This is a genomic window from Rhodococcus ruber, assembly GCF_027270735.1.
Lineage (GTDB): Bacteria > Actinomycetota > Actinomycetes > Mycobacteriales > Mycobacteriaceae > Rhodococcoides > Rhodococcoides rubrum_A.
The window spans coordinates 143,494-160,862 of the sequence record NZ_JAPWIJ010000004.1 but is presented as its reverse complement, the minus strand read 5'-3'; the positions used below and the strand labels follow the sequence as shown (position 1 = coordinate 160,862).

Annotated in this window: 15 protein-coding genes and 1 tRNA gene; 9 read left to right on the top strand and 7 right to left on the bottom strand. The window is 64.1% G+C overall.

Annotation, left to right across the window (positions count from 1 at the left end; all coding sequences use genetic code 11):
* Nucleotides 1–6: 6 nt before the first annotated feature.
* Nucleotides 7–1,803 carry an ABC transporter ATP-binding protein gene (locus O4220_RS10720; protein ID WP_269603968.1) on the bottom strand — a complete coding sequence of 599 codons (1,797 nt, stop codon included), beginning with the start codon at nt 1,801–1,803 and terminating at the stop codon, nt 7–9.
* Nucleotides 1,804–1,901: 98 nt separating this feature from the next.
* Between O4220_RS10720 and O4220_RS10715 the strand changes: the two genes are divergently transcribed.
* The gene (locus O4220_RS10715; RefSeq protein ID WP_269603966.1) at nt 1,902–2,327 is read left to right on the top strand and encodes a MarR family winged helix-turn-helix transcriptional regulator; all 426 of its coding nucleotides are present in this window, start codon (nt 1,902–1,904) and stop codon (nt 2,325–2,327) included.
* 10 nt (nt 2,328–2,337) lie between these two features.
* On the opposite strand, the gene O4220_RS10710 is transcribed toward O4220_RS10715, so the two are convergent.
* Nucleotides 2,338–4,401, bottom strand: a complete 2,064-nt coding sequence (locus O4220_RS10710; protein WP_269603964.1) for a cytochrome c oxidase assembly protein — start codon at nt 4,399–4,401, stop codon at nt 2,338–2,340.
* Between the two features lie 44 nt (nt 4,402–4,445).
* Nucleotides 4,446–5,603, bottom strand: coding sequence for an XdhC family protein (locus O4220_RS10705; protein ID WP_269603962.1), 1,158 nt, complete (start codon nt 5,601–5,603; stop codon nt 4,446–4,448).
* 145 nt (nt 5,604–5,748) lie between these two features.
* On the opposite strand from O4220_RS10705, the gene O4220_RS10700 reads away from it, so the two are divergent.
* From O4220_RS10700 to O4220_RS10690, 3 genes are all read left to right on the top strand, one after another.
* Nucleotides 5,749–5,821, top strand: a tRNA-Arg gene (locus tag O4220_RS10700).
* Nucleotides 5,822–5,891: 70 nt separating this feature from the next.
* The gene (locus O4220_RS10695; RefSeq protein ID WP_269603960.1) at nt 5,892–7,034 is read left to right on the top strand and encodes a N(5)-(carboxyethyl)ornithine synthase; all 1,143 of its coding nucleotides are present in this window, start codon (nt 5,892–5,894) and stop codon (nt 7,032–7,034) included.
* A 13-nt stretch (nt 7,035–7,047) separates the two neighbouring features.
* Nucleotides 7,048–8,157 carry a class I SAM-dependent methyltransferase gene (locus O4220_RS10690; protein WP_269603958.1) on the top strand — a complete coding sequence of 370 codons (1,110 nt, stop codon included), beginning with the start codon at nt 7,048–7,050 and terminating at the stop codon, nt 8,155–8,157.
* Nucleotides 8,158–8,227: 70 nt separating this feature from the next.
* On the opposite strand, the gene O4220_RS10685 is transcribed toward O4220_RS10690, so the two are convergent.
* The 3 genes from O4220_RS10685 to O4220_RS10675 all read right to left on the bottom strand — a co-directional run bounded on the left by O4220_RS10685 (nt 8,228) and on the right by O4220_RS10675 (nt 10,846).
* Entirely contained in the window at nt 8,228–8,464 is a 237-nt protein-coding gene (locus O4220_RS10685; protein ID WP_269604571.1) for a hypothetical protein, read from the bottom strand.
* A 23-nt stretch (nt 8,465–8,487) separates the two neighbouring features.
* Entirely contained in the window at nt 8,488–9,672 is a 1,185-nt protein-coding gene (locus O4220_RS10680) for a fatty acid desaturase family protein (protein WP_269603956.1), read from the bottom strand.
* 61 nt (nt 9,673–9,733) lie between these two features.
* Nucleotides 9,734–10,846, bottom strand: coding sequence for a ferredoxin reductase (locus O4220_RS10675; RefSeq protein ID WP_269603953.1), 1,113 nt, complete (start codon nt 10,844–10,846; stop codon nt 9,734–9,736).
* Between the two features lie 171 nt (nt 10,847–11,017).
* On the opposite strand from O4220_RS10675, the gene O4220_RS10670 reads away from it, so the two are divergent.
* Entirely contained in the window at nt 11,018–11,668 is a 651-nt protein-coding gene (locus O4220_RS10670) for a TetR family transcriptional regulator (protein WP_269603951.1), read from the top strand.
* Between the two features lie 35 nt (nt 11,669–11,703).
* Nucleotides 11,704–12,522, top strand: coding sequence for an alpha/beta fold hydrolase (locus tag O4220_RS10665; protein ID WP_269603949.1), 819 nt, complete (start codon nt 11,704–11,706; stop codon nt 12,520–12,522).
* On the opposite strand, the gene O4220_RS10660 is transcribed toward O4220_RS10665, so the two are convergent.
* Nucleotides 12,519–13,844, bottom strand: a complete 1,326-nt coding sequence (locus O4220_RS10660; protein WP_269603946.1) for an MFS transporter — start codon at nt 13,842–13,844, stop codon at nt 12,519–12,521. The genes O4220_RS10665 and O4220_RS10660 overlap by 4 nt on opposite strands.
* An 83-nt stretch (nt 13,845–13,927) precedes the next feature.
* Between O4220_RS10660 and O4220_RS10655 the strand changes: the two genes are divergently transcribed.
* The 3 genes from O4220_RS10655 to cmrA are packed head-to-tail and all read left to right on the top strand — an operon-like array spanning nt 13,928 to nt 17,324.
* Nucleotides 13,928–14,455, top strand: coding sequence for a PadR family transcriptional regulator (locus O4220_RS10655; protein WP_269603944.1), 528 nt, complete (start codon nt 13,928–13,930; stop codon nt 14,453–14,455).
* The gene (locus tag O4220_RS10650; RefSeq protein WP_269603942.1) at nt 14,452–16,497 is read left to right on the top strand and encodes an NADPH-dependent 2,4-dienoyl-CoA reductase; all 2,046 of its coding nucleotides are present in this window, start codon (nt 14,452–14,454) and stop codon (nt 16,495–16,497) included. Before O4220_RS10655 ends, O4220_RS10650 begins: the two co-directional genes overlap by 4 nt.
* Before the next feature lie 23 nt (nt 16,498–16,520).
* Nucleotides 16,521–17,324, top strand: a complete 804-nt coding sequence (gene cmrA, locus O4220_RS10645) for a mycolate reductase (RefSeq protein WP_269603940.1) — start codon at nt 16,521–16,523, stop codon at nt 17,322–17,324.
* Nucleotides 17,325–17,369 lie beyond the last annotated feature (45 nt).

Genomic DNA, 17,369 nt, shown 5'->3' with positions numbered 1-17,369 from the left:
TCTCGCTCATGCAGCCACACTGTCCACGACATCGTCTGCGGCTCGGACCAATTGGGCGTACATGCCGCCCTGCTCCAACAGGTATTCGTGGCTTCCGACCTCGCGAACGACCCCGTGGTCGAGTACCGCGATACGGTCCGCACCGCGCACCGTGGACAACCGGTGCGCGATGAGGATGGTCGTTCGACCTTCCATCAGACCGTCGAGAGCCGTTTGCACTGCACGTTCGGTGCGGTTGTCGAGGGCACTGGTCGCTTCGTCGAGCACCAGAATCGGCGGGTTCCGCAATACGGTTCGCGCTATCGCGATCCGTTGCTTCTCGCCACCCGAGAACCGGTATCCGCGCTCACCGACCATCGTGTCGTAGCCGTCGTCGAGTCCATCGATGAAATCGTGGATCTGCGCCGTTCGGGCGGCTGCGACAATCTCCTCGTCGGAGGCATCGGGTTTGGCGAACCGCAGATTCTCCCTGATGGTGGCGTGAAACAGGTATGTCTCCTGCGAAACGACGCCGACCAGGTCGGCGATGTTCTCCGACGCCATCTCCCGCAGATCGATCCCGTCGATGGTCACCGATCCGGAAGTCGGATCATGCAGCCGCGCAACCAGATAGCCCAGAGTCGTCTTACCGGATCCGGTAGCACCGACCAGGGCGAGAGTGCTTCCGGCCGGGACCTCGAGGTCGATGTCGCTCAAGGTCGGAACTGTCGCCGCGGCATAGGTGAAATCGACACCGCGGAAGGCGACGTCGCCGTGCACGGCCTCACGAGGCAGCGCCACCGGATGTGCCGGCTCGGCAACGTCGATCGGCAGATCGAGGTACTCGAACACCCGACCGAACAGGGCGAGTGAGGCCTGTACCTCGACTCCGGTGTTGAGCAATTGCATGGTGGGCCGGAACAATTGAGTTTGCAGAGCAGTGAAGGCGACCAGAGTTCCGATCGTCAAGGCACTCCCCTGGCCGATGGTGATGCCGGCGAACCAATACACCAGGGCAGGCATGACGGCGAAACTGATCTGGATGGTGGCCATTCGCCACTTTCCCGCCATCATCGCTGCGAGCTCGACGCCGGCCACTTCGTGGGATCGGTCGGCGAACTTCTCGGTCAACACCTGTGCGGAACCGGTGGTCTTGCCCAGCAAAATGCCGCTGACAGAAAGGGATTCCTCGATCTGGACAGACAGATCACTGAGCAACTTCTGTCGCCTGGTCGAGATCTTGCGGCGCTCGTCACCGATGCGGCGCGCTACGCGAACGAATACCGGCAGGATGATCAACGAGAACGTGGCGAGTTTCCAGTCGAGCAGGAAGAGGGCAACCACCGTCGCGGCGACCGTCGTCGCGTTCTGCGCGATGGACGTCGCGGTGTTGGTGACGACCGATTGCATACCGCCGATGTCGTTGGCGATACGTGATTGCACCTCGCCGGTGCGCGTACGAGCGAAGAATCCGAGGGACTGCCGCTGCAGGTGCGAGTAGACCTGTACGCGGAGGTCGTGCATGAGTTGCTGGCCGACGCCGTTGGACATCCAGGTCTGTACGACGCCGAGGGTATTGGTGGCGACTGCAACTGCGATCATGCCGAGCGCGATGAGGGTGACGAGAGTGACGTCACGGTCGGGGATCGCATGATCGAGGAGTTCGCGAAGGAGTAAGGGAGAGGCGAGGGCGATGATCGCACTGGCCACGATGATCGCACTGACGATGGCGATCTTGCGCCGGTAGGGCGTGAACAGAGCCAGGACTCGGCTGACGGGTGCTGGATCGGATGCGGGAAGAGAACGTTCGGGTCGGCTTTCCAAGTAGGCCTCCTGAGAAGTTGAACTAGAGGGTCACTGAAGCAACATGCAGAGGTTACCTCACTATGAGGTTGCGAGCAACCCTCGCTATGATCCGTTCCATGGATCCCGGACCTTCGACCAATCTGAGCGAAAGCTTCATGGCTGTCGCGCGGCGCATCCGGCGCAGCCACATGAGTGCGCTCGAACCGTTCGGACTCAATCCCTCACAGAGCCGGGCCCTGCACGTCCTGGCCCGCGAGCAGGAATCGATGCGTCTGCGCGATCTCGCCGAACACCTCCGCATCGTGGCGCGATCGGCCACCGACATCGTCGACTCGCTCGAATCGGCGCAACTGGTGACGCGGCAGCCGGATCCGAGTGATCGGCGGGCAGTGCTGGTGACGCTGACCGATACCGGTCGCGCGCTGCTGGACCGGATCGACGACGCGCGTCGTCAGGTGTCGTCCGAGATGTTCGACGGCCTCGAGTCGGCCGAACGCGTCGAGCTGAATCGATTACTCGCCAAAATCGCCGAGAGCGACTGACCCCACTCTGCTAGCGTCCGCCCGTCTGATCTCGTCGGGCGAGCTCGGCGAACATCGCATTGTGGGCTGCCAAATCGGCGTCGTGATCGCGCTCGGCGGCGCGGTCGCCGCGTCTGGCATCTCTGTCGTCGCTCCGAGACCACTGGATCAGCAGCGCCAACATGACGAGTACCAGTGGAACTTCGCCGGTGGCCCAGGCGATCCCGCCGCCGAGCTTCTGATCTCCGAGCAGATCGGAGTTCCAGTCCAGCCCGAGCGTGCGGTAGAACCAGGCACCCATGACGGTGTTCATGCTCATCAGGGCAACCCCGAAGAACGCGTGAAACGGCAAGGATCCGAACACGACTGCCAGCTTGGTCACCGGCGCGATCTTCCGCGGCGACGGGTCGACGCCGATGACGGTCCAGTAGAAGAGGTAGCCGCTGAGTACGAAGTGCAGGTTCATCAACAGGTGTGCGCCATGACTGTCCAGCACGGCTCCGAAGATGCCGCCGAGGTACAGCACGTAGAAGCCGCCGACGAAGATCACCGAGGCGACGAGCGGATGCGTCAGGAACTGCGAGATTCGGCTGTGCAAGCCGATCAACAGCCATTCGCGCATGCCGGGCACACCGCTTTTACCCGCGGCGGGCAACACCCGCAGTGCCAACGTGAGAGCCCCGCCGAGCGCGAGCAGGACCGGTGCCAGCATCGAGAGCATCATGTGCCCGGTCATGTGCACGCTGAACACGGCCGTGGAGTAGCGCCCGATTCCCGAGGACGTGCTGATGAGCAGCGTGAGGCAGCCCAGGACCCACGCGACGGTGCGGCCGACGGGCCATGCGTCGCCGCGCAGCCGCAGACGGCGTACGCCGATCAGGTACACGACGGCCATGACGATTGCGGCGGTGCCGAAGATCAGATCGAAGCGCCAGTCGAAGGCCATTCGCGCGAACGTGGGCGGGCCGCTGAGGTCGTATCCGAGTGCGGCCTCGGTGGGCGTGAGGTTGGGGTCGATCTCGGCCGGCGGCGGGGTCCGTCCGAGCCCGACGGCCAGGCCGATGGTCGCGGCGAGGACCAGCACCTCGGCCCCGGCGAATCGGAGCAGCGGTCCGCGGGCGGTGGGGTCGGCGATCAGGGCCGGGAGTGCCCGCCGACGCTGCATCCATCCGAATCCGCCGAGCACGATCAACGCGAGGATCTTGCCCACGATCAACAGACCGTAGGTGGTGGTGAACAGGTCGGCGATCGAGACTCGGACCAGCGCGTTGATGACTCCACTGATACCCATGACGACGAAGCAGATGCCGGCGATGGTCGAGAACCGGCGCGCCGCGACGTCCGAGTGCGCGCCTCCCCTACGTAGGTGTGCCAGCAACGCGAACAGCCCGCCCGCCCACAGTGATGCAGCCCCGAGGTGCAGGATCAGGCTGTTGGTCGCGATATCGTGCGACCCGCCCGCCGAGGAATGGCCGCTCAACGCGATCGGCAGCAGGGTCGCGAGGGAGAATCCGAGCAGCGCCGGGGTCCAGGACCACCGCAACACCGTGCGCGAGAAGATCGCCAGCACCACGGCCATGATCGCCGTCCAACGCCACGCACTGGCGATCTCCACTTGATCGAGCGCGATCCACAGGTTCGCCGGCTTGATGGCCTCCGTGAACGGCTGGCCGGATGTGTCCGACAACGTCAGGGGCACGAGGAGAAGCGCGCACACAGCCCAGACGATGGATGCGACCGAGCCGGTGCGCACCGCCCGGTAGCCATCGACGTCGAGGACGCCGTTCTTCTGCGGCGGCACGAGAAACGCTGCCAGCAGGAACGACCCGACGGCGATGACGGCCGCGACCTCTCCGATCGCCCGCAGGGCAGGCAGACCGTAGGTGGTGGCCGGACCTGGGTCCGGGATTCCGAGCAACACCAACGCGTCGGACGCGGAGAGCATCACGATGAGGGCGGCCACCACACCGGCGATGACGCCTGCAGTGACGAACACCGTTGTGGTGGCCGAACGCGGTTCCCCGTCCGTCCGCATATCGCCCGCCGAGGGTTCAGCGGTCGAGGGTTCGGTCTTGTCGAGATCCGGCGTTGCCATACCACCAGAGTAGGAGGTGATCGGCGATACTCGAAAGGCGAGTCCTACACAGCGTCGTACTTGCCCCCGCGCCCGTCCTCGGTAGCGTCGTGGTGGATGCGACCATGTCGGGCCCGTAACGGTTCACCGGTGCCGCCCCAGCGGCGCGCGATGATCTCTGCCGCGATCGACACGGCAGTCTCCTGAGGCGTTCGGGCACCGAGATCGAGACCGATCGGGCTGGCCAATCGGGAGAGTTCGGACTCGGTCAGCCCCGTTGCCCGCAACCGAGCCGTGCGATCGTCATGAGTACGGCGTGAGCCCATCGCACCGACGAAAGCCAGGCTCGGCAGACGCAACGCGACCTCGAGCAGTGGCACGTCGAATTTGGGGTCGTGGGTGAGCACACAGACAACAGTCCGCTCGTCCAACTCCCCCGCCGACCACTGCTCCGCCAGGTAGTCGTGTGGCCAGGCGACGACGACCTGTTCGGCGGCGGGAAACCGCTGCGGGGTCGCGAAAACTGCACGTGCATCGCAGACGGTGACGCGGTAGCCGAGAAAAACACCCTGCTGCGCCACCGCAGCTGCGAAATCGATGGCTCCGAACACCAACATTCGGGGCGGCGGTGCGTGACTGGACACGAACACCTCCATGCCCTCACCTCGTCGCTGACCGTCGGGTCCATATGTCAGGACGGCCGAACGGCCCGATGCCAGAAGCCCTTTCGCGTCGTCCGCGACGGCCGCGTCGGCCCGCGCACTGCCGATCGAACCGCGGGTGCCTGCCTCTCCGACGACCAGCCTCCGGCCGACGCATTCCGGATCGGTGTGCGAAACCACGGTCGCCACCGCGACGGGAATGTTGTTGCGCACGTCCGCCACGACCGAGTCGAGTTCGGGGAACGTCTGCGGAGAGAACACTTCGACGAAGACGTCGAGCGTTCCGCCGCAGGTGAGCCCGACGGCGAACGCCTCGTCGTCGGACACTCCGTACCGAGTGAGAACCGGAGTTCCGGTGCGCAGGACGTCCTGCGCGAGTTCGTAGACCGAGCCTTCGACGCAGCCGCCGGACACCGACCCAACAACCGTGCCGTCCGAGCCGACCAGCATCGCCGCCCCCGCGGGACGCGGCGCGGAGTCGAACGTGCGAATCACGGTTGCCACCGCTGCGATGTTGCCGGACTGGCAGGTGTGCAGCGCGTCGTCGAGGATGTCGTGCATCGAACCTCCTTCGACTCGAATCGGAACGTCTCCCAGACCATTGCTTTCCCGCTGCGGCCGTCGCCCAACCCATGCCTGCGCGATCGACGTATCCGGAAAGGTACACTCGTCAACCGTGCTCGAGCGGGTTCGCCCGCACGCGCCAGCCTCCGTAGCTCAGGGGATAGAGCAAGGGCCTTCTAATCCCTTGGTCGCAGGTTCGAATCCTGCCGGGGGCACCCTCTGACCAGCAGGAACGCAAGACACTTCGGCTCACTGTGGTTGACTTCGCATAACGAAGGGTCACACGTGCATCAGCTCACTCTCGGAGTCCTCTCACGTTCGCGCAAGCCCGATGAGCGTCGACTACCGATTCATCCACTGCATTTCGATCGAATCGACGCCGATATCCGCGCCCGCATGTTTGTCGAATCCGGCTACGGCGAACCGTTCGGAATTTCGGACGAGCACCTGGCCGGCCAAGTGGCAGGCATTCGCACACGCGAGCAGCTCATCGCCGAGTGCGATGTGATTCTGCTGCCGAAGCCACAGGCGGAGGACCTGTCCGAATTGCGACCGGGCCAGACCCTGTGGGGTTGGCCCCACTGCGTGCAGGACCAGAAGCTCACGCAGATCGCCGTCGATCGCAAGCTGACACTGATCGCCTTCGAGGCCATGAATCACTGGACGCAGGATGGTTGGTTCAATCTGCATGTGTTCCACAAGAACAACGAGCTGGCAGGTTACTGCTCCGTGTTGCACGCCTTGCAGCTGATCGGATCCACCGGCGACTACGGCCGTAGGCTGCGTGCCGCAGTCATCGGATTCGGTGCAACGGCCCGCGGTGCGGTCACCGCCTTGAGCGCGCACGGCATTCACGATGTCGACGTCCTGACGCAGCGCGGCGTCACTGCGGTGAGTTCGCCGATCCATTCGGCCAACATCGTCAATTTCGATCTCGACGACGCCGATCCGCGGCAGAGCAGGGCGCTGACTCCCGACGGACGAGTGCCGCTCTCGCAGTTCCTCGCCGATCACGATGTCATCGTCAATTGCGTTCTGCAAGATACCAATGCACCGTTGACGTTCTTGACGAACGACGATCTGCCCACTCTCGCACCAGGGACCCTCGTGGTGGATGTCTCCTGCGACGAGGGCATGGGATTCGAGTGGGCCAAGCCCACGTCGTTCGCCGATCCCATGTTCACCGTGGGCGACAACGTGCGGTACTACGCCGTCGACCACAGCCCGTCGTATCTGTGGAATTCGGCCACCTGGGAGATCAGCGAATCACTGTTGCCGTATCTGCGGATCGTGCTCGACGGCCCCTCGGGGTGGAGTGCCGATTCCACCATCGAGCGATCGATCGAGATTAGGAGCGGCGTCATCGTCAACCCCAATATCCTTGCCTTCCAACATCGCAGTGCGGAGTACCCGCACACTGCAGCGTGAACGAGAGCGCGGCATGAGCATCACCTGGGTCGAGGACGGTAGCGAACGCACCTCCCGCTGGCAGTCGGAGAACGGCGCTCCCGCTCCTCGTATGGTGCGCATCGTCGACGATTCGACCACCGCTGACGTCGCCTACAAGCTGGCCGCGATCGGCGAGGCCCTGTTGTGGCGCGGTGACTACAACAATGCGCGACAACTGTTGTCCGCGATGACCCGTCGGGTTCCGCCCGCCAAACGGTCGCCCGATGCGTCGCCCGCCGAGCAGTTTCATCTGCATCGCCAGTACCAGGCGCGCCGCGTTCGGGTGCTCGGAATGCTTCTGGTGGAACTCGATTCGAGTGCCCGCCTCGATCTCGGCCGAGCACCGGACGTCCAGGCCGCAGTGTCGGAGGCCATCGGCCCCGACGCCGCGCCGTGCGTGCTCTCGTTGCGCGAACTGCTCGGCATGGTCGGTGCACACGAGTGGCGTCGCAAGGGCGTCTTCGTACCGGCTCTGGACGCCTCGATTCACCCGCACTACGGAGTCTTCTCCCCCATTCGCGGCGAGTACATCCAACTCGTCGCCGACGCACCACTGCCTCCCGCGGACCGCGCGTTCGACATCGGTACCGGCTCGGGTGTTCTGGCTGCAGTACTCGCCCGCCGCGGCGTGACCTCGGTCGTCGCCACCGACAAGGACCCGCGATCGGTCGCCTGTGCACGAGCGAACATCGAGGCACTCGGTTGCACCGATCGAGTCGAGGTGGTGCAGACCGACATCTTCCCGACCGGGCGCGCGGGATTGATCGTGTGCAATCCGCCCTGGATTCCCACGAAGCCGACCTCGGGCATCGAACATGCGGTGTACGACCCCGGGTCGCGAATGCTCAAGTCCTTCCTGAGCCGCCTCGGTGGACACCTGACATCGAACGGCGAGGCCTGGTTGGTTCTCTCCGACCTCGCCGAACTGCTCGGATTGGTCACGCGCGCAGACCTTCTCGGCGCTGTCGACGCGGCAGGGCTGGTGATTGTCGACCGTAGCGACACCACACCGACGCACTCGCGAGTCAGCGACTCCTCCGATGTGCTGCACGAGGCCCGTTCGCGCGAGACCACCTCGCTGTGGCGACTGCGCCGCCGCTAGCCACCCGTACCCGAGACACGACGAAGCCGCCCGAGCATCACTCGGACGGCTTCGTTGTCGATTCGATGAATCAATGTCGGTCGCGAGTCTCGAACTCTCCGTTGATCACGGTACCCAGCGGGGCGTCGCGCTCCGCTTTCTTCGCCGCTTCCCGCATCTCGATGCCATCGGTGATCAGATCTCCGATCTCACGGGTGACGTCGCGGACGGCTCCGGTGATGATCACCACGATCCGGCCGACGTGATTGGCGGCAGATTCGGTGAACTCCTGAACGGTGTCCTTGTTGCGCTCGAACTTTCCCACCAACAGGACCGCCCCCTTCGAAGTCGTCACGCTGCGCTGGTCTTCTTACGCTCGACGATAACACTGGCCGGAGGTGCCGACCCCGTCAGCGAGTTGGGCAGGGCGAGTTTGAAGATCTTGCCCCACACGGAGCCGATCTGCTGGAAGAAGCCGCCGGTGTTGTAGGGCAGGTCGTACTTCTCGCACAGTGCCTTGACCTCGGGCGCGATCTGCGGGTAGCGATGCGCGGGCAGGTCCGGGAACAGGTGGTGCTCGATCTGGTGGGAGAGGTTGCCCGACATGATGTGGAAGAGCGGGCTTCCCTCGATGTTGGCCGATCCCAACATCTGACGGACGTACCATTCGCCGCGGCTCTCGTCGGCGGTCTCCTCCTGGCTGAAGGTCTGGACTCCGGTCGGGAAATGGCCACAGAAGATGATCGAGTAGGTCCACACGTTGCGGACGAGGTTGGCGGCAACGTTCCCGACCACGGTGGACGCGAAGAACGGTCCGGTTAGCGCCGGGAAGATCACGTAGTCCTTGAGCGCCTGCTTGCCCGCCTTGCGCCACATGCCCTGCAGCAGCGGCTTGACGTCGTGCCACTTGCGCTTACCCGCGACGATGTTCTCGGTCTCGAGGTCGTGGAGCATGACGCCCCACTCGAAGAACGTCATCAGCAGGAACGCGTAGACCGGGTTGCCCAGGTAGTACGGGTTCCACTTCTGGTCCTGGTCCATGCGCAAGATGCCGTAGCCGATGTCGCGGTCCATACCGACGATGTTGGTGAAGGTGTGGTGCATGTAGTTGTGTGAATGCTTCCACTGGTCTGCCGGGCAGACGGTGTCCCACTCGAACACCTCGGAGTTCAGACCGGGCTCACGCATCCAGTCGTACTGGCCGTGCATGACGTTGTGGCCGATCTCCATGTTGTCGAGGATCTTCGCAACGCCGAGTGCACCGACACCGGCGAGCCACGCCGGCGGGAGGAACGGCAGGTACATCAACGCGCGTCCGGTGATCTCCAGGCCGCGCTGCGCCTTGATGATCTTGTAGATGTATTCGCGATCCTCGTCACCGAGCTTGGCGACGGTTCGGGCACGCAGGTCGTCGAGCTCGCGACCGAGCTCCTCGACCTGTTCGTAGGTCAGCACGGTCGGCGCGTCCGGCAGTGTCTCGTTGCGACGAAACGGTAGGACAGCGGTGGGCAGGATCGAGAGAATCGTTCCGAGCATCTGATGATCTCCAATTCGATCGGGTCGAGATGGTCTGTGTGTCGAAATGTCTTGGGTGGACCTAGATGTCGATGTCGACGTCGCCGACGGCGACGGACACGCAGAGCTGGATCTTCTTGTCGGATTCGGTGTCGGTCTCACCGGTCTTGATGTTCTTGGTGCAGCCGGACTTCTTCACCGAAGTGCAGGTGAAGCAGATTCCCATCCGGCAGCCGTTGGCCGGCGAGAGACCGGCGGCCTCCGCCTGCTCGAGCAGCGTTTCCCCGTCGTTCTCCGAGGCCACATCGCTCCCGGAGAAGGTGGTGGTTCCGGTGACGTCGTCGCCGACCGTCGCGAACGAGGGCGTGAACTCCTCGAGATGCAAGCGCTCGCCGAGGCCTGCGTCGTCGAAGAAGGACCTCACGCCCTTCATCAGTCCCGGAGGGCCGCACAGGAACGTGTCCGCGTCGGCGAACCACGGGGCAACCGCGTCGAGGTGTTCCTGTCCGAAGAATCCGTACAGGTCACCGCCGGTCTTCTGCTCGGTGTAAGCGAAGACGATGTTCACGTTCTCGTGCTCGGCGGCGATCTTCTCCAGGTCCTTCTTGTACGCGACGTCGTTCTCGGTGAACGCGTAGTGCAGGAAGGTCAGGTCGCTGCTGTACCCCTCGTCCAGCAGCGACCTGAGCATCGACAACACCGGCGTGATGCCGCTGCCACCGCTGATCAGCAACGTCTTGGCCGGGCGTGGTTCGGGAAGCTCGAACGTGCCGTCGGCCTGCGACAGGCTGACCACGAGGCCGACATGCGCGTTCTTGTGCAGGTACTGCGACACCAGGCCTTCGGGATGCGCCTTGATCGTCAGTTCGATCCGGCCGTCCTTGCGGTACTGCGAGCAGGCGGGCGAGTAACAGCGCGTCTGCCGAACACCGTCGATGACGACACCGACCTGGACGAACTGACCCGCCTTGAAGCCCTTCCACTGACGTGTCGGGCGGATGGTGAGCGTCAACGAGTCTTCGGTGGACCGGTGTATCTCGGTCACTTCTCCGCGCAGGTCGCGAACCGTCGTCATAGGATCGACGAGTTCGAGGTACCGATCGAGCGCGTGAGGTGTGGCCATGGCCTCGAACAGGGAAAGAAGCGAGAACTTGCGCGAACCCGACGTTCGCGACGGACGTTCTTGAAGCGTCATTCCATCCTCCCTAACCGGATCGAAACCAACGACCCATTCAGTGAACGATTGTGCACTAACATGAGTGTGACAGAGCGACACCGGTACCTGTCAACGCTTATGTGACGGTCGTTACACAGCAAAAACGGCCGTCGACGGGTGTCCGGGTAGAACCGGAAGGGAGGTCACAGAATGCGCGCCCATAAACTGGACGTCGTGACAGAACCGGGGACCCGCGCCGAGCGCAAGGAGCGCACGCGTCAAGCCCTCATCGAGGGCACCCTCGACCTGCTCCGCGAACGATCCTTCGCCAGTGTCAGCCTGCGCGAGGTCGCCCGATCGGCCGGCATTGTTCCCACTGCGTTCTACCGCCACTTCGCCTCGATGGAGGACCTGGGCGTCGCTCTCGTCGAGGACAGCATGCGCATGCTGCGGCAGATGTTGCGCGACGCCCGTCGTAATCCGAGCGCGAAGACGGCTACCGAGTCGTTCGGCATCCTGGTCCGTCAGGTTCGTACTCACGAAGATCAGTTCCGCTTTCTCAGTCGTGAGCGCTACGGCGGAGTCACCGAGGTACGTCGTGCCTTCGCCACCGAGCTTCGACTGTTCGTCAGCGAGCTGACGATCGATCTCTCCCGAATGCCTGGCCTCGAACAGTGGGACGTCGCCGATCTGGAGATGACGGCAGACCTTCTTGTCTCGACGATGCTCACGGCCGTGGTCGGTCTGTTGGAAATCGACAGACCGGGTAGTCAGAACGAGAAGGATCTGGTCGAGCGCACGGAGAAGCAGATCCGCATGATCATGCTCGGGATGAGCCGATGGGAACCACGTCGGGCTTGACCGTTCGAGAAGAATACGTCCACGAAGGGAAGTTCATGTCCGAGGTAAGTGTCGGCGCGTACGTATTCGAAGTTGCGATGGCTGGCCCCTCGGATGGAGTTCCAGTTGTTGCGCTGCATGGCTTTCCACAAACCAACGCGTCGTGGACCAGCGTGACACCCGGACTCGTCGCAACGGGTTGCCGCGTGATCGCGCCCAATCAGCGGGGATACTCCCCCGGAGCCCGCCCGATCGGGGTCGAGCACTATCGCATCGAGCAGCTCACCGGTGACATCCTCGGTTTGCTCGACGCGCTGGATCTACCGTCGGCGCACCTGGTCGGACACGACTGGGGTGCGGTGGTCGCCTGGCACCTGGCGGCCGAACACCCCGATCGCGTCCGCACGCTCACTGCAGCATCGGTTCCGCATTCGGCGGCGTTCAACTGGGCCATCCGCCAGGATCCGGACCAGCAGGAGCGGTCGCAGTACTTCGGCCTGCTTCGGGAACCGGAGAAGGCCGAGCGAGTTCTGATGGAGAACGACGCACAGCGTCTGCGTGCGATGTTCGGTGCCGAGAGCCTCGACGACGAGTACGTTCGTCATCTCACCGTCCCCGGGGCGCTGACGGCCGCATCGAGTTGGTACGCCGCGATGACCAGGGAGTTCGCGAACCTCCCTCCGGTGACCGTTCCCACCACCTACGTCTGGAGCAACGGCGACACCGCCATCGGCCGAGCCGGCGTGGAGCGCTGCGGCGAATTCGTCGATGCGCCGTACCGGTTCGTCGAACTCGACGGCATCTCCCACTGGATCCCCGAGGAAGCCCCAGGGGAACTCACGGCCGAGATCCTGGCCCGTATCGACTCCGTTTAGAAGACCTGCTCCGGAGCCCGCACCTTCAGCAACGCAAGCAGACCGGCGGCGAGGACGATGATCAGCCCGGCGATACCCGCCCGGTCGGCGTCGAACATCCACACGAACAGCCCGAACAGGGACGGCGCGAGGAACGACGCGGCACGACCCGTCGTCGCAAACAGTCCGAAGAACTGGCCTTCGCGCCCGGGAGGTGCCAGTCGGGCCAGGAAGGTACGCGCAGACGATTGCGCGGGCCCCACGAACAGGCACAGGATCAGCCCGAAGATCCAGAACATCGTCGGTCCCGACACGAACAGCAGAATGGTTCCGGCCGCGATCATGGACGTGAGCGAGAAGACGATGACCTTCTTGGGTCCGATTCTGTCGTCGAACCGCCCGGCGACGATGGCACCGAGGCCGGCGATGACATTGGCGGCGACGCCGAACAACAGTACGTCCGCCGCGCCGATGCCGTAGACGCTGACGGCAAGAACGGCTCCGAAGGTGAAGACACCTGCCAGTCCGTCTCGGAACAGTGCGCTGGCGATCAGGTAGTAGACGGCGCGCCGGTCTGCGCTCCACAACTCGCGCACATCGCGAAAGAGAACGCGATAGGACTCCGCGAACCCGGCCTGTGCAGCCTTGGGATCGGCAACGGCCCTGGGCACTTCGGGAACTGCGAACATCACCGGGATGGCCGAGACCGCGAACCATATGGCCGCGAGTACGGCGACGAGTCTGATGTTCAGGCCACCGTCGGTGGTCAGCCCCAGCAAACCTCGAGTGTCGCCGTCGCCGACGATGAAGCCCAGGTAGCACAGGAGAAGCAGGACGATCCCGCCGAAATAGCCCATCGCCCAACCGAATCCGGATACGCGACCGATGTTCTCCGGAGTGGAGACCTGCCGCAGCATCGAGTTGTACGGGATGCTGGCCAACTCGAACATGATGGATCCGAGACCGAGCAGCAACAGGCCGAGCCAGAGATAGTGATAGTCGTCCTGGACGAAGAACAGGCCGGCCATGGCCACGACCGTCAGTGCGGTCAACACCCCCAGCAACCATCTGCGTTTGCCGCGCGCGTCGAAGTACTGCCCACAGACCGGGGCCAGGAGCGCGATGACGACGCTCGACAGCGCGATGGACCAGCTGAACCAGGTGGTGGCCGAGATCGAGCCGGGCAGGTCGTCGCCGACGGCGTCGGTGAGATACACCGAGAACACGAACGTGAGAATCACGGCGTTGAACGCAGCCGAGCCCCAATCCCAGAATCCCCAGGCGGTGACCTGTTTACGAGTGGTTGCGACTCCGACGACAACGGCCTCCGGCTGGGTTCCCATGGTTGCCAACACTAGCCCGCGGAATCCGAATTCTTGAGTGCACCTAGTTGCATAGTCACCACGTTGCATACATACTCTCGGTTGTGGCTTTGGAACACGCGATTCTGGTTTCCCTCACCGAGCTCAGTGGCTCGGGATACGAGCTCGCCCGACGGTTCGACAAGTCCATCGGCTTCTTCTGGAGCGCAACGCATCAGCAGATCTACCGGACGCTGACGCGGATGGACGGGGCCGGGTGGATCACCGGTGAGGCGGTGGCGCAGGACGGCCGTCCCGACAAGAAGGTCTACTCGGTCAGTACCGCAGGCCATGCCGAACTCGATCGATGGATCGCCGCGCCGACCGATCCATCGCAGCTACGCGAGGAACTCGCCGTCAAGATTCGCGGTGCCGCCAACGGTGACATCGACGCGTTGAAGGTCGAGGTTGCCCGCCATCGCGATGTTCATGCCACCCGCCTCGACGTCTACCGACTGATCGAGAAGCAGGATTTTCCGGATCCCGCGGCCCTCACCGGCACCGCGTTGCATCAATACCTGGTGCTACGCGGCGGAATTCGCGTCGAAGAAGGATTCACCGAGTGGTGCACCGAAGTATTGGAGAAGCTGTGAAGACCGAGCAGACTGCTGGCCCGTATCCGATTCTGTTGTCGCCGTTGGATGTCGGTGCGACCACGCTGAAGAACCGGGTGATCATGGGTTCGATTCACACCGGCCTCGAAGATCGCGCCCGCGACACCGGCCGCTTGGCGGCCTACTTCGCCGAGCGGGCCCGCGGCGGCGTCGCCCTCATCATCACCGGGGGCTATGCCCCCAATCGCACCGGTTGGCTGCTGCCGTTCGGAGCCAAGCTGACCAACCGCCTCGAGGCCCGTCGGCACCGCCGGATCACCGCGGCGGTACACCGTGAGGGCGGCAAGATCGCGCTGCAGATCCTGCACGCCGGGCGTTACTCGTATCAGCCGCTGAGCGTGTCGGCGTCGTCGATCAAGGCTCCCATCAACCCTTTTCGGCCGCGGCGGTTGACGTCGAGGGGCGTTCGCTGGCAGATCCGCAATTTCGTGCGTTGTGCCCGGCTCGCGCAGAGCGCCGGATACGACGGCGTCGAGATCATGGGCGGCGAAGGTTACTTCATCAATCAGTTCCTCTCCGAGCGCACCAATAAGCGGCGTGACGAGTGGGGCGGTTCGGCGGAGAATCGCCGTCGGATGGCCGTGGAGATCGTGCGACAGACGCGGGCTGCAGTGGACCCGGACTTTCTCATCGTGTTCCGTCTGTCGATGGCCGACCTCGTGGAACAGGGCCAGAGCTGGAACGACATCGTTGCCCTGGCGGAGGACGTCGAAGCTGCAGGCGCGAACATCATCAACACCGACATCGGCTGGCACGAATCGCGGGTGCCGACCATCGTCACCTCGGTTCCGCGAGCAGCCTTTGCCGACATCACCGGCAAGCTGGAAAAGTACGTCACCATCCCCGTTGCGGCATCCAACCGCATCAACATGCCCGAGATCGCCGAGAACATCCTCGCCCGCGGCGATGCGCAGCTGATCGCGATGGCCAGGCCGATGCTGGCCGATCCGTTCTGGGTCGAGAAGGCAGCCACCGACTCCGCGGACCAGATCAACACCTGCATCGCCTGCAATCAGGCCTGCCTCGACCACGCGTTCGTCCACAAGAAGGTCTCGTGCCTGGTCAATCCCCGTGCGGGCCGCGAGATCGACCTACAATTGCTGCCGACGAAAAAGACGAAGAAGGTCGCGGTCGTCGGAGCCGGGCCCGCAGGCTTGGCCGCAGCACTCAATCTCGCGCAACGCGGCCATGCCGTCAGCCTGTTCGAGGCCAGGGGCGAGATCGGCGGTCAGTTCGGTATCGCGCGGCTGATTCCCGGCAAGGAGGAATTTGCAGAGACGATTCGATATTTCTCCAGCGCGCTCCGCGCCGCCGACGTCGCCGTCCACCTGGACAGCCGAGTTTCGGCCGCCGAACTGATCGCAGGCGAGTTCGACGAGGTCGTGCTGGCTACCGGCGTCACACCCCGGATTCCGAGCATCCCCGGCATCGAACACTCCTCGGTGTTGTCGTATGCAGAACTGGTACGGGACGGCAAGCCGGTCGGCGATCGGGTTGCCGTCATCGGTGCAGGCGGAATCGGCATCGACATCTCCGAGTTCCTCACCACCGACGCCTCCCCCACGCTGGACCTGAAGGAATGGAAGCAGGAGTGGGGCGTCACCGAGCCCGAGGCCGCGCCAGGGGCGTTGACCACACCGGTGCCTGCGCAATCACCGCGCGAGGTGTATCTGCTGCAGCGCAAGCCGGGACGCATCGGCACAGGCCTGGCCAAGACGACAGGGTGGGTTCACCGCGCGGCCCTCAAAGCCAAAGGCGTGCATCAGCTTTCGGGCGTCAACTACGAGCGAATCGACGACGCGGGCCTGCACATCTCGTTCGGCGAGAAGCATGAGCGCGCGCGTCTGCTCGAGGTCGACACCATCGTGATCTGCGCGGGCCAGGAGTCGGTACGCGATCTGGTCGACGAGCTGAAGGCCGCGGGTACCACCACGCACATCATCGGCGGTGCGGACGTCGCCGCCGAGCTGGACGCCAAACGGGCGATAGAGCAAGGCACCCGGCTCGCGGCCACGATCTGATCTGTCCGCTAGCCTGTCTCACCGTGAGCCTGCCCAAGCCCAACCCCGATGCCCGCGCCGTCGTCACCGGAGCCTCCTCCGGTATCGGTGAGGCCCTGGCCACCGAACTCGCCGCCCGTGGTCACTCGCTGATCGTGGTGGCCCGACGCGGCGAATTGCTCGAGGCGCTGGCCGCGAAGCTCACGGCCGAGCACGGTGTTGCCGTCGAGGTCCGGCAGTCGGATCTGTCGAACCGCGAGCAGCGCCAGGCACTGATCACCGAACTGTCCGAGCGTGAGATCTCGATCCTGTGCAACAACGCAGGCATCGCGACGTTCGGACCGGTGGCCGGGCTCGATCCCGCGTACGAGCGCGATCAGGTCGAACTGAATGCCGTTGCGGTACACGACCTCACGTTGGCCGTCATGCCAGGCATGATCGGTCGCGGAGCCGGCGGCATCCTCATCACCGGATCTGCGGCGGGCAACATGGCCATCCCCAACAACGCGACGTACGCGGCAACCAAGGCCTTCGTCAACACGTTCTCGGAGTCATTGCGCGGTGAGCTCGCGGGCACCGGCGTCAACGTCACATTGCTCGCTCCAGGCCCGGTCCGCACCGAGACACCTGACCCGGCCGATGCCTCGATCGTGGACAAGATGGTCCCCGACTTCCTGTGGATCGACAGCGCCTACACCGCGAAGCTGTCGCTGGACGGCCTCGCGAAGAACAAGATGCGCGTCGTTCCCGGTCTGCTGAGCAAGGGCATGTCGGTCGCCGGGCAGTACAGCCCACGCAGCATCTCCGCACCGATCATCGGCAGCTTCTACAAGAAGCTGGGCAACTAGTACCCGAATCCTGGTCGTTCCGCGGGCTCCACTCCCGACTGAGCA

Excerpts from the sequence above, each read along its gene's own strand:
- O4220_RS10715 (WP_269603966.1), top strand. The coding sequence starts at position 1,902 with ATGGATCCCGGACCTTCGACCAATCTGAGCGAAAGCTTCATGGCTGTC.
- O4220_RS10710 (WP_269603964.1), bottom strand. The coding sequence starts at position 4,401 with ATGGCAACGCCGGATCTCGACAAGACCGAACCCTCGACCGCTGAACCC.
- O4220_RS10705 (WP_269603962.1), bottom strand. The coding sequence starts at position 5,603 with ATGCACGACATCCTCGACGACGCGCTGCACACCTGCCAGTCCGGCAAC.
- O4220_RS10690 (WP_269603958.1), top strand. The coding sequence starts at position 7,048 with ATGAGCATCACCTGGGTCGAGGACGGTAGCGAACGCACCTCCCGCTGG.
- O4220_RS10680 (WP_269603956.1), bottom strand. The coding sequence starts at position 9,672 with ATGCTCGGAACGATTCTCTCGATCCTGCCCACCGCTGTCCTACCGTTT.
- O4220_RS10675 (WP_269603953.1), bottom strand. The coding sequence starts at position 10,846 with ATGACGCTTCAAGAACGTCCGTCGCGAACGTCGGGTTCGCGCAAGTTC.
- O4220_RS10670 (WP_269603951.1), top strand. The coding sequence starts at position 11,018 with ATGCGCGCCCATAAACTGGACGTCGTGACAGAACCGGGGACCCGCGCC.
- O4220_RS10665 (WP_269603949.1), top strand. The coding sequence starts at position 11,704 with ATGTCCGAGGTAAGTGTCGGCGCGTACGTATTCGAAGTTGCGATGGCT.
- O4220_RS10660 (WP_269603946.1), bottom strand. The coding sequence starts at position 13,844 with ATGGGAACCCAGCCGGAGGCCGTTGTCGTCGGAGTCGCAACCACTCGT.